Annotated in this window: 13 protein-coding genes; 6 read left to right on the top strand and 7 right to left on the bottom strand. The window is 72.4% G+C overall.

The features are described 5' to 3' along the window. Positions 1–4: 4 nt before the first annotated feature. Positions 5–823 (bottom strand): hypothetical protein, encoded by an 819-nt coding sequence (locus ABTZ99_RS00750; protein WP_499607085.1) that lies wholly within the window; start codon positions 821–823, stop codon positions 5–7. Positions 824–902: 79 nt separating this feature from the next. Here ABTZ99_RS00750 and ABTZ99_RS00745 point away from each other — a divergent pair, with 79 nt between their 5' ends. After that, positions 903–1,649 carry an acyltransferase gene (locus tag ABTZ99_RS00745; protein ID WP_498774929.1) on the top strand — a complete coding sequence of 249 codons (747 nt, stop codon included), beginning with the start codon at positions 903–905 and terminating at the stop codon, positions 1,647–1,649. On the opposite strand, the gene ABTZ99_RS00740 is transcribed toward ABTZ99_RS00745, so the two are convergent. Then, on the bottom strand, positions 1,646–2,053 hold the full coding sequence (locus ABTZ99_RS00740; RefSeq protein WP_498774927.1) for a winged helix-turn-helix transcriptional regulator: 408 nt from the start codon (positions 2,051–2,053) through the stop codon (positions 1,646–1,648). The genes ABTZ99_RS00745 and ABTZ99_RS00740 overlap by 4 nt on opposite strands. A 66-nt stretch (positions 2,054–2,119) precedes the next feature. Between ABTZ99_RS00740 and ABTZ99_RS00735 the strand changes: the two genes are divergently transcribed. After that, positions 2,120–3,067 carry an NADP-dependent oxidoreductase gene (locus ABTZ99_RS00735; protein WP_499607082.1) on the top strand — a complete coding sequence of 316 codons (948 nt, stop codon included), beginning with the start codon at positions 2,120–2,122 and terminating at the stop codon, positions 3,065–3,067. 136 nt (positions 3,068–3,203) lie between these two features. On the opposite strand, the gene ABTZ99_RS00730 is transcribed toward ABTZ99_RS00735, so the two are convergent. Next, a complete protein-coding gene (locus ABTZ99_RS00730; protein WP_499607079.1) occupies positions 3,204–4,454 on the bottom strand; it encodes a glycosyltransferase family 4 protein in 1,251 nt (416 codons plus the stop codon). 63 nt (positions 4,455–4,517) lie between these two features. On the opposite strand from ABTZ99_RS00730, the gene ABTZ99_RS00725 reads away from it, so the two are divergent. Beyond that, positions 4,518–4,748 carry a hypothetical protein gene (locus ABTZ99_RS00725; RefSeq protein WP_499607076.1) on the top strand — a complete coding sequence of 77 codons (231 nt, stop codon included), beginning with the start codon at positions 4,518–4,520 and terminating at the stop codon, positions 4,746–4,748. Here the strand turns inward: ABTZ99_RS00725 and ABTZ99_RS00720 are convergent. Beyond that, entirely contained in the window at positions 4,741–6,213 is a 1,473-nt protein-coding gene (locus tag ABTZ99_RS00720; protein WP_499607073.1) for a 1,4-alpha-glucan branching protein domain-containing protein, read from the bottom strand. The two genes, ABTZ99_RS00725 and ABTZ99_RS00720, sit on opposite strands and share 8 nt — an antisense overlap. Continuing rightward, a complete protein-coding gene (locus ABTZ99_RS00715; protein WP_499607070.1) occupies positions 6,210–6,956 on the bottom strand; it encodes a class I SAM-dependent methyltransferase in 747 nt (248 codons plus the stop codon). Before ABTZ99_RS00715 ends, ABTZ99_RS00720 begins: the two co-directional genes overlap by 4 nt. A 314-nt stretch (positions 6,957–7,270) precedes the next feature. Between ABTZ99_RS00715 and ABTZ99_RS00710 the strand changes: the two genes are divergently transcribed. Further along, positions 7,271–8,425 carry a hypothetical protein gene (locus ABTZ99_RS00710; RefSeq protein WP_499607067.1) on the top strand — a complete coding sequence of 385 codons (1,155 nt, stop codon included), beginning with the start codon at positions 7,271–7,273 and terminating at the stop codon, positions 8,423–8,425. A 43-nt stretch (positions 8,426–8,468) separates the two neighbouring features. Next, positions 8,469–9,095 (top strand): hypothetical protein, encoded by a 627-nt coding sequence (locus ABTZ99_RS00705; RefSeq protein ID WP_498774913.1) that lies wholly within the window; start codon positions 8,469–8,471, stop codon positions 9,093–9,095. Between the two features lie 41 nt (positions 9,096–9,136). On the opposite strand, the gene ABTZ99_RS00700 is transcribed toward ABTZ99_RS00705, so the two are convergent. Together ABTZ99_RS00700 and ABTZ99_RS00695 are read right to left on the bottom strand one after the other, a co-directional pair. Continuing rightward, complete coding sequence (locus ABTZ99_RS00700) at positions 9,137–9,280, bottom strand: hypothetical protein (protein WP_498774911.1); 144 nt, start codon at positions 9,278–9,280, stop codon at positions 9,137–9,139. Between the two features lie 58 nt (positions 9,281–9,338). Beyond that, positions 9,339–10,181 (bottom strand): DegV family protein, encoded by an 843-nt coding sequence (locus tag ABTZ99_RS00695; RefSeq protein WP_498774909.1) that lies wholly within the window; start codon positions 10,179–10,181, stop codon positions 9,339–9,341. A gap of 279 nt (positions 10,182–10,460) precedes the next feature. Between ABTZ99_RS00695 and ABTZ99_RS00690 the strand changes: the two genes are divergently transcribed. Then, positions 10,461–11,243: an electron transfer flavoprotein subunit beta/FixA family protein gene (locus ABTZ99_RS00690; protein ID WP_498774907.1), complete on the top strand. Its 783-nt coding sequence runs from the start codon at positions 10,461–10,463 to the stop codon at positions 11,241–11,243. The last annotated feature ends 5 nt before the right edge of the window (positions 11,244–11,248 follow it).

Raw genomic sequence — 11,248 nt, 5'->3', positions numbered from 1 at the left:
TGGATCACGGCCGGCACCGGGGCAGCAGCGGCGGGTTGGGCTTGCGGTGGATCGCCAGCTTGTAGGCCGGGGTCACCAGCACGTCGCCGATCGTGCCGGGCCGCACGTCGGTGAGCGTGCACAGGGTCCGGCCCCGGACCGAGTCCTGCCGCAGGATCTCCGGCCGGCGCGTGTCGTGCGCGATGAACGTCAGGTCGTGGTCGCCGGACTCGACCACGTAGCCCACCGACCGCGTGCCGTCGGTCCGCTCGACCGCCTCGACGGGCAGCCAGAACTGCACGCCGTGGAAGTTGATCGCGAGGGTGCACGCGGTCAGCGGGATGGCCAGCACGGCCGTCACCCAGCGGCGGCTGAAGCCGTGCTCCTCCCGCATGCCCCTGATCTCCAGCCAGGTGACCGCCACGCCGGCCAGCATCATCCCGGCCAACAGCAGCGGGAGCAGGGCGCAGGACAGGACGGCCGCCGCGAAGAGGGCGCCGCGGACCACGCGGCTCTTCCTGGTCTTGGGCACCACGGCGTACAGCGCGACGAACGCGAAGGCGGGCAGCACCATGAACGTGGGGCTGAAGGCGCTGAACGCGACCGCGGCGAAGTCGATGTGCCGCGCGACGATCCGGACCAGTCGGAGGTCGAAGTCGGCGAACAGCAGCGCCTTGAGCACCACCATGGCGATCGGGACGCCGGTGAGGAGCAGCGCGGCCAGCTCGAACCAGCTCCACGACCTCCCCGGTAACCGCTCGGCGGCGCGGCGGCCCCGCCCCGCCCCGACCCGGCTGAGCCTGGACCGGTCGGCGGGACGCCGGCGAACCCGGATCGGTGGCACGCGCTTCCCCCAGTGGTGCGTTCGACGGCACGGCGACCTGGCACTTTAGCGGTCGGAGGTGGAAGTTAGAGTGCCATTCGTGACGAGCATGTGGGGTGCCCCGGTGTGGACGAGGTGGCGCCGGTCGCGCCGCGATCCGGCGCAGGCCAGGTTCCTCACCCTGGCGTCGTTGCGCTGGGTCCTGCGGCACCGCGCGTACACGCCCTGGTACCTCGTGCGGTACTGGCGGTTGCTGAAGTTCCGGGTCGCGAACCCGCACGTGGTGCTGCGCGGCATGGTGTTCCTGGGCAAGAAGGTCGACCTGCACTGCCGCCCCGGCTACGGCCGGCTGGAGATCGGGCGCTGGGTGCACATCGGCGACGGCAACGCCATCCGCTGCCACGAGGGTTCGCTGCGGATCGGCGACAAGGCCGTGTTCGGCAAGGACAACACGGTGAACTGCTACCTCGACGTGGAGATCGGCGCGGCCACGCTGATCGCCGACTGGGTCTACGTCTGCGACTTCGACCACGTCACGGCGGACGTCACGCTGCCGATCAAGGACCAGGGCATCGTGAAGTCGCCGGTGCGCATCGGGCCGGACTGCTGGCTCGGCACGAAGGTCACCGTCACCCGCGGCACGCGGATCGGGCGCGGCTGCGTGATCGGCGCGCACGCCGTGGTGCGCGGCGACGTGCCGGACTTCAAGATCGCCGTGGGCATCCCGGCGAAGGTCGTCAAGGACCGCCGCGCGGACTACGAGGCCGACGCCGTGCGCCGCGCCGCCGTCGCCGACATGGCGCGCAAGGCGCAGGAAGCCCTCGAGCAGTCCCGCAACGGCTCCTAGACGGGCTGGAGCTCCTCGCCCGCCTTGCGGTCGTACTCCTCCTGCGCGGCGCGGATGTCGTCGATGTGGGTCTCCGACCACACCCTGATCGCGTCCATCAGGCCGCCCACGTTGTCACCCAGCGGCGTGAGGCTGTACTCGACGCGCGGCGGCACGCTCGGGTAGACGGCGCGGTGCACGAGCCCGGCCCGTTCCAGGTCCCGCAGGGTCTGGGTGAGCATCTTCTGGGTGATGCCGTCGAGGCGTCGCCGGAGCTCGCCGAAGCGCAGGGTGCCGGGGCGCAAGCCTCCGATCACCAGGCACACCCACTTGTTGGTGAGCAGGTCGAGCACGGCTCGTGACGCGCACGTGCGGAGGTAGGCGTCCGCGCCGCCGTGAGCGCGCAGGTCAGGGGTGGTATACACGAGGTACCTAATTACCATTCAGGTGCCTACTTCACAAGAGGTACCACTGAAGATGATCCTTTGACCATGACGAACGAGATGCGAGCGGTGATGGTCGAGGCCTTCGGCGGGCCCGAGGTCATGGAGGTGCGGACGGTCGCGCGGCCGGAGCCGGCGCGGGACGAGATCGTGGTCGAGGTGCGCGCGGCCGGCGTGAACCCGTTCGACTGGAACGTGCGGCGGCACGGCTACTGGTTCACCACGCCGTGGGTGCCCGGCTGGGACGTCTCCGGCGTCGTGGTGGACGTGCCGGCGGGTGAGAACCGGTTCCGGGTCGGCGACGAGGTGTTCGGCATGCCCCACCTGCCGCGCGAGGCCGGCGCGTACGCCGAGTACGTGGCCGCGCCCGCGCGCCACTTCGCCCGCAAGCCCGCCGGCCTCGACCACGTGCACGCGGCGGCCCTGCCGCTGGCCGCGCTCACCGCGTGGCAGGCCCTCACCGAGGCCGCCGACGTCAAGCCGGGCGACCGGGTGCTGGTCCACGCCGCCGCGGGCGGTGTCGGGCACGTCGCCGTGCAGCTGGCGAAGTCGCTCGGGGCGTGGGTGATCGGCACCGCGCGCGCCGGCAAGCACGACCTGCTGCGCGAGCTGGGCGTCGACGAGCCGGTGGACTACACGACGCGGGACTTCGGCGAGCTGCGGGACGTCGACGTGGTGCTCGACCTGATCGGCGGCGACTACGAGCGCCGGTCGATGGGCGTGCTCAAGCCCGGCGGGCTGTACATCGGCCTGCCGGACCCGACCCGGCTGCCCGCCCTCCGCGTCATGGCGGACGAGCTGGGCGTGCGCGCGGCGGTCGTGTCCGTGGTGCCGGACCACGCCGTGCTGGAGCACGTGGCCGGACTGGTGGAGCGCGGCGAGCTGAGGGCGGTCGTCGCCGAGACCTTCCCGCTGGCGGACGTCGTCAAGGCGCACGAGGTCGGCGAGGCGAACCGGACCACCGGCAAGCTGGTGCTCACCGTCTCGGACCGCTGACCCCGCGTCCACGGCGAGGCGCTCGGCCCAGGACGCGCGGTCGGCGGTGGCCAGGGCGTCGTCGTGCGGCGAGAGCGCGGCGGACGCCCGGACCACGGCCGGCGCCGACGGCGTGCTCTCGGCGCATGGCGGAGGACTAGAGGAACACGTTGCCGGTCGGGATCTTGGGGCGGCCCAGCGTCGGGTGGGCCCGGACGGTCGTGGAGCGGTAGACCGCGGCCGTGTCCTCGGCGATCTTCGACCAGTCGAAGTCCGTGGCCAGGCGGGACTTCGCGGCGCGGGCCCGGCGGACGGCGGCGGGGCGGTCGTCCAGCACCGACCGGACCGCGCCGGCCAGGGCCTCGGTGTCGCCGGGGGCGAAGGACAGGCCCGTCACGCCGTCCAGGACGACCTCGCCGAGGCCGCCGGCGGTGGACGCGACGAGAGGCGTGCCGGCCGCCGCGGCTTCCAGCGCGACGATGCCGAACGGCTCGTACTTGCTCGGCAGCACGACCGCGTCCGCCGCCGCCAACGCCGCCGCCAGCGCCCGGTCCGACAGGTGGCCGACGAAGTCCACCGCCCGGCGCACCTTGTGCTTGCGCGCCTGCTCCACGAGCCAGTCCCGGTGCGTGCCGGTGCCCGCCACGACCAACCGGGTGCCCGGGTGGATCCGGCGGATCCGGGGCAGGGCGGCGATCAGGTCCTGCACGCCCTTCTCCCACTCCAGCCGCCCGAAGAACAGCAGCAGCGGCGCACCCGAAGGGCTGTGCGCGGCACGCGCGGCGGCCACGTCGGACGCCCGGACCCGCCACCGGCGGGGCTCGATGCCGTTGTGCAGCACGGTGACCGATGACGGCTCCACCTCGAACAGGTGCGCCACCTCCGTCCGCATCGCCGACGAGCACGTGATCAGCGCGTCCGCCCGGTTCGCCAGCCACCACTCGACCGAGTGCACCTGCTGGTTCAACGTCTGCGACAGCCACCCGCTGTGCCGACCGGCCTCGGTCGCGTGCACGGTCGCCACCAGCGGCGCGCCGCACTCCTCGGCCAGCGCGATCGCGGGGTGCGTGACCAGCCAGTCGTGCGCGTGCACGACGTCCGGCCGCCAGCCGCGCAGCAGCGCCAACCCGGCCCGCGTCATCGCGTGACCCATCGCCAGCGTCCACGCCACCAGGTCCCGCTCGAACACCAGGTGCGTCGGGTCCTCGGCCACCCGGATCAGCCGCACGCCGTCGACCACGGTGTCGGACGTGGGGTGCGTGACCGCGTCCGTCCCCGAGGGCTGCCGGCACAGCACGACCACGTCGTGCCCCTGCGCCGCCAGGTGCCCGGCCAGCGCGTGCACGTGCCGGCCCAAACCGCCGACGACGACCGGCGGGTACTCCCAGGACAACATCAGCACGCGCATGGGCCATCCTCGCATCTCTGCACCGCTACCCTGGGAAGCTCCGGAGGAATCGGGGGCACGGTCATGCAGCCTTGGGTCTGGGCGGTCCTGTTCTGCGCCGCGGTGCTGGCGATCGGGTTCGTGGTCGACCGGAGGGCCCGGGCCCGGCGCGCCGGCCTCGAACGACCCGCCGACACGAAGGGCCGCTCGAAGGCGGACCCGGTGGTGCAGGCCCGGATCGACAACCCCGGTTCGGCGGGCGTCGCGCACCGCCAGCACGGCAACGACCTCTCGGGCGGCGGGGGCCTCAACTAGCCAGCCCCCGCGCGTCGAGGTGGCCGAACGGACCGTCGACCAGGCGCAGTTCGGCCGCCCGCGCACGACCGCGTCCCGCCCGCCGCAGCGCGACGAGCTCGGCGAACCGGTCCGCGTGCACCTTGGCCCGGTACCGGGCGTAGTCGGCGGCCGAGTCCTTGGTGACCATGAACGCCCAGTCGCTGGACAACGCCAGCAACGCCTCCCGCACGGCCTGGTCGGCGACCGGGTCGCGCACCGCGCCGGACAGGTCCAGCGCGAGCAGTTCCCGCTGCACCTCCGCGTTGCCGTGCACGATGTCGCCGACCTGCGGCCCGTTCCACACCTGCCAGTCCTTGCCCGAGCCCCACGACGACGGCGGCACGTCGACCGGCGCGCCGACGTGCCCGGCCTCGACCGCGCCGCGCAACGTCGTGACCAGCACCCCGGCCTCGGGCAGCTGCCGCAGCACCGCTTCCAGCCACGCCGGGCCCTCGTGCCACCAGTGCCCGTACAGCTCGGTGTCGTACGCAGCGACCACCAGGGACGGCTCGCCGTGCTGCTCCTTCAACGCGCGCAGCCGCCGCACCACCGTGTCCACGAAGTCCGCCGCGTGCCGCCGCACGGCCTCCGCCGCCAGGTCCGGGTCGTAGGGCCGCTTGTCGGCCGGCTCGACCTTCTTGCCCGTCACCCGCGACGGCTTGAGCCCGCTGGGGTGGTCGTAGGTGTGGAAGTCCCGGTACGCCGGGTCGCCCGGGTAGCCGACCTTGGGCGACCACACCCGGTAGGACACCTCCAGGTCGCGCCCGAAGGCCACCACGTCCGAAGTGCCGACCGGCCGGCCCGCGGCGGTGTCGCCGCGCAGCGCCGGGCCGTCCACCAGGAACCGCCGCACGCCCGCCCGCGCGTAGTCGTGCTCCATGCCGGGGGCGTACGCGCATTCCGGCGCCCAGATGCCCTCGGGCGTCGACCCGATCCGCTGCGCGGTGTCGACCAACCCGGTGCGCAACGAGAACGCCCGCAGCCGCGGGTCGAGCAACGGCTGGAACGGGTGCGCGGCCGGACCACCGAGCAGCTCGATCGTGCGGGAGTCCACAAGGGACCGGAGCACGGGTGAGAAACCGTGCCGCCACCGCGTTTCGAAGCGGTCCAACGCCCACGCCGACGCGCGGTGCTCGCGTGCCGCCAGGTCCGGCAGCCGGGACGACGCGCTGTGCGCGCGCAGCTGCCAGTTGCCCAGCCAGTCGTGCAGGCCCCGCAGGCTGTACGGGTCGTCGAGCTGCGCGGCCAGGACCGGCGTGACGCCCAGCGTCAGCACGTCCTCGCGGCCCTCGGCGGCGAACCGCTCCAGCAGGTCCACCACGGGCAGGTACGAGTGCGCCCACGCCTGGTACAGCCACTCCTCGCCGACCGGCCAGGCGCCGTGGTGCGCCAGCCACGGCAGGTGGCTGTGCAGGACCAGGCAGAACGTCCCCTCGCGCGTCACGGGCGCACCGCCACGGCGACGAGGTCCAGGCTCGCGTCCAGCTCGTCGGTCGTGATCTCGAAGTCCTCGCTGCGCACGGACGCCACGGCGGCCAGCAGGTCGTCGGGCCACGTGCCGCCGTCCACCACCACGGCCACCTGCGCGTCGATGACCGAACCGCCGAACCGCTCGTCCAGCGCGCGCAACGCCGGGCCGTGCCGCAGCCCGGCCAGCAGCTCGACCCGCAGCCCCGCGCCGACCAGCAGCCCGTGCAGCTCGGCCGGCGCCAGCTCGCGGGTGTGGAAGGGGTTCAGCGGTGTGTCGCGGCCGGGGGAGAAGGTGATCCGGTTCGGCGTGGTGACCAGCAACCTGCCGCCGGGCCGCAGCACCCGCGCGCACTCGGCCAGGAAGCCCTCCTGGTCCCACAGGTGCTCGATGACCTGGAGGTTCGCCACCACGTCCACGCTCTCGTCGCGCATCGGCAGCGACGCCAGGTTGCCGCGCAGCACCGAGAGCTCCGGGTACGCCCGGTGCGCGTGCGCCGCGGTCAGCCGGTCGTAGTCGAGCGCGACGACCCGCGCGGCGTGCCCGGCGATCAGCGCGGCGCCGTAGCCCTCGCCGCAGCCCGCCTCCAGCACGACCGCGCCGACGCAGTGCCGGACCAGGTCCAGGTACGCCGCCTCGTGGCGCCTGAACCAGTAGTTCTCCTCGGCGATCCCGGGCACGGTGCGCTCACCGGTGAGGGGCAGCGGCTCGACGGTCACCCGGCCAGCGTAGTTGCCCGTTACTCGCTGGTAGGCATCGCCTGTCCGTTAGGGCGTCACTGTTTCGTGTGAACTTTTCCCCGCACTACGGCGGTCTTTTGTTGCTCTGCGCATTCACAATACGCCGGTTGATTCCGGGTAAATGACTCCATCGGGTGACCTGCGTCAAATTCGCCGTGATCTTCCCTGATGGTGTTTCCCCTGCAAGCGCGGTGCTTGGACCGCGTCGCACCAGGGTAGTCGTGGGTGGTCATGTGCCGCTTGGGTGCCTTACGCTCGTACCCTCGGCCAATCTTCGAACGAGCGGGGCCGCCATGGGTGCGAAAGAGCCGGACATTGTTCCGCTGCACGCGGGTTTCGACGTGGTCTACCGGGGTTTCCACCGCCGACAGGTGATCGAGCACCTGGAGAACCTGGACGAGCAGCTCAAGTACACGACCCTCGACCGGGCCGAGGCCCTGGCCCAGGCCGCCGACCTGCGCAAGCTGCTCGAGATGACCAGGAGCGACCTGGACGCGGCCCGTGCCCGCATCGAACGGCTGGAGATGTCGCCCAACACGACCTCCGGCGCGTCCGAGCGCCTGCACCGGATGCTGACGCTCGCCGAGGACGAGGCGAACGACCTGCGGGTGCGCGCCGAGCGCGACACCGCGGCGATGCGCGAGCGCACCGAGGCCGAGCTGGCCGACCTGCGGCGCCAGGTCGAGGAGGAGCTGGCCGCGCGGCGGGCCGAGGTCGAGGCGCACGCGCGCGACCGGCGCGAGGCGGCCGACCTGCGTGCCGCCGACCTGGATCAGCGGGAGGTCGACCTGGAACGTCGTCAGGTCGAGGTCGAGGCGCACCTCCGGGCCCGCGCGGAGGAGGTGGAGGCCGAGTGCGTCGCCGTGATGGCGAAGGCGCAGCAGGACGCGGAGCAGGTGCTGCGGGAGGCCGCCGAGCGGTGTGCCCAGCTGGAGGCCGAGTCCGACGCCAAGCGCGCCAAGGCGCAGAACTTCTTCGAGCTCACCATGAACCGCCGGCGCAACGAGGCCCAGCAGCACTTCGCCGAGCAGGAGGAGCTGGCGAAGGCGCGGGCGGCGTTCCTGATCAAGCTCGCGGCCCGCGAGGCGAACCGGCGGATCGCGGAGATCCAGCGGCAGTCCGACGACTTGCGCGAACTGCGCCACCTGGTGGCCGTGCAGCTGGCGTCGGCGCGCGTCGCGCTGGAGGAAGCGGCCGACAAGGTGCCCAACCTGATCCCGGAGCAGACGACCGTCGAGCAGGCGAGTGCGGGCGAGACGGGTGTGGGCCAAGCGGGCGCGGGTCAGGCCGGCGCGGTACAGCCGGGTGCCGGCGAGGCGAGTGCGGCGCAGGCGGGGGTCGGGCACGCGGACGGGGAGCCGGTCGAACCGATCGCCGCCGAGGCGATCGTCGCCGGGAAGTCGAAGGGCGAGCAGGCGGACACCGACGACCAGCGCGTCGGTGCCTGATGGCGGCAGCGCCGGCGGACCGCCGGTCGAGTGAGGATGGGTGATGTCCGGGGTGGCGGTCGTGGTCGGGTTGTGCGCCTTGTCGTTCGCGGCGGGCTGCGTGCTGACGGCGTTCATGCTCCGCCGGGACCAACCACCCGAACCGGTCCCGCAACCGGCGCCCGCCCCGCCGATGCCCCTGTTCGAACCGCAGTTCCCGCCGGAGGACTACGCGACCAAACCGATCCACCGCAACCCGGTGATGGGCATCCCGACCGCGCTGCCCGCACCGGAACGCCCCATCCCGCGCCCGAACCTGGTCGCGGTCCCGGACCCGGTGTCGCACAACGGGAAACCCGCGCGCCAGGACGAAGTGCGCCGGATGCACGTGGTCCGCACCGAGCCCGCTGATGCGGCTGATGTCGAGTCGGCCGAGCCGGTTCCCGAAGCGGCCGAGTCCGCCGAACCTTCCGAGACCGCCGAGACCGCGGAACGAGCCGAGACCGCCGACCTGGGAGAGCGCACCGAGCCTGCCGACCCGGCCGAGACCGTCGAGCCGGACTCCGAACCCGGCTCCGAACCCGGCTCGGAAGCAAGCGTCGAACCGACGGTCATCCAGGTGGTGGCCCGGCCCGAGCCCGTCGTGGTCCCGCGCGCGTTCGAAGCGGCCCGCCGGGAATCCAACCGGTAGCGGGCCGCTGAACGGCGGTGCTCAGTACGTCGGTACGCGGGTCAGCGCTTGCGCAACTTGCGCAGCAGTTGCTGTGCCTTGGCCTTGTTGCGGGGGTCGCGCGCCGCGTGCTTGACCTGCTCGGTGACCCGGCGGCCCTGCGGACTGCGGGCGAACGCGGCGAGTTTGCTGAACAGAGATGCCATGTCCACCTCCTTCCCTGTCCGCTCAACGCTCAAACCCCGCAAGGAGTTCCCAACCCGGCTAAACCGGCGAAACGGTCACGCCCACCGCGCCCGGCCCGACGTGCGCGCCGATCGCCGAGCTGACCTGGGTCACCAGGAACCGCCGCACGTTCGGCAGCTTCGCGCGCAGCTGGTCGAGCACGGTCCTGGCGCGGTCGGCCGCGTCGAAGTGCTCGACCGCGATGTCGACCACCTCCTTGCCCGCCCGCTTGACCGCGGTGTCGATCAGCTTGCGGATGGCCCGCTCCGCGCCGAGCACCTTGTCCAGCGGCGTGATCTGCCCGTCGGCGACGGTCAGCAGCGGCTTCATCGACAGCGCCGAGCCGAGCAGGGCGGCGGCCTTGCCGATCCGCCCACCGCGCTGCAGGTACTCCAACGTGTCCACGTAGATCAGCTCGGTGCTGCGCCGGACGCTGTGCTGCGCGGCGGACAGCACGCGGTTCGCGTCACCGCCGGCGGCGGCCACGGTGGCGGCGGCGACCACCGCGTACCCGAGGCTCATGCCGCACGTCTGCGTGTCCACCACGTGCACCGGCACCTGCACCTGCGCGGCCGCCTGCCGGGCCGCCTCCACGGTCTTCGACAGCCCGGTCGACACGTGCAGCGACACGATCGCCTCGGCGCCGGAGGCCGCCGCGTCGGCGTAGTTCCAGAAGAACGCGCCGGGGTCGGGTGGCGCGGTGGCCACGTCGAGCTGCCCGCGCAGGGCGTCCACGAGCTTCGGCACGGGCACGCGGACCTCGTCGTCCACCCAGTCCCCGATGCGCACCTGGATCTGCGCGACGGTCACGCCGAGCTTCTCGGTCAACTGGGGCGGCAGGCAGGCGGTGGAGTCGGTGACAATCGCTACTCGCCGTGGCATGCGTTCGAACCTAGCCGAGTAGGGGGAGGGTCTGTAACGCCGTCGCGCGGACTGCCGACAATGTCCGAATGGCCCGGTGAGCGCCAGTGAGCATCATCACCCGCAGTGGGTGCTTGCTGCCGTTTGCACCTCTGCTACCGGTGGGTAACATCCAGGTGGCAGACACCACCATGCCAATGCGGCGATGACATGGCAGGGTCACGAACAATCCGGCGACCGCAGGCAACTACCGTCGCCCACCCACGTCGCCGCCCGTCCGCAGGAGGTCGAAGAGGACCCATGAACATTGTCGTCCTGGTCAAGCAGGTGCCCGACACCTGGTCCGAGCGCAAGCTCGCCGACGCCGACCACACCCTCGACCGCGAGTCCGCGGACGCCGTGCTCGACGAGATCAACGAGCGCGCCGTGGAAGAGGCGCTGCTGCTCCAGGAGGCGCACGGCGGCGAGGTGACCGTCGTCGCGATGGGTCCCGACCGCGCGACCGACGCGATCCGCAAGGCGCTCTCCATGGGTGCGGACAAGGCCGTGCACGTCTCCGACGAGGCCCTGCACGGTTCCGACGCGCTCACCACCGCCAAGGTGCTGGCCAAGGCCATCGGCACGATCGAGGGCTTCGACCTGGTCATCGCGGGCAACGAGGCCACCGACGGCCGCGCGGGCGCGGTGCCCGCGATGCTGGCGGAGCTGCTGGGCGTGCCGCAGGTGACGCAGGTGCGCAAGCTCACCGTCGAAGGCGGCACGGTCAAGGCGGAGCGGGAGACCGACGAGGGCGTCGCGCACCTCGAAGCGAGCCTGCCCGCCGTGGTCAGCGTGAACGAGAAGATCAACGAGCCGCGGTACCCGTCGTTCAAGGGCATCATGGCGGCGAAGAAGAAGCCGGTCACCAAGCTCGCGGTCGCCGACCTGGGGCTGGACGCGGGCGAGGTCGGCCTCGGCGCGGCCTGGTCGCAGGTGCTGGAGTCGGCCCCGAAGCCGCCGCGCGGCGCCGGTCAGCGTGTCGAGGACTCGGGTGACGGCGGTTCGAAGATCGCCGCGTACCTGGTCGACCAGAAGCTCATCTGAAGGCG

It is taken from the genome of Actinosynnema sp. NPDC002837, from assembly GCF_040295345.1.
Lineage (GTDB): Bacteria > Actinomycetota > Actinomycetes > Mycobacteriales > Pseudonocardiaceae > Actinosynnema.
This window is presented reverse-complemented; position numbering and strand designations above follow the sequence as displayed.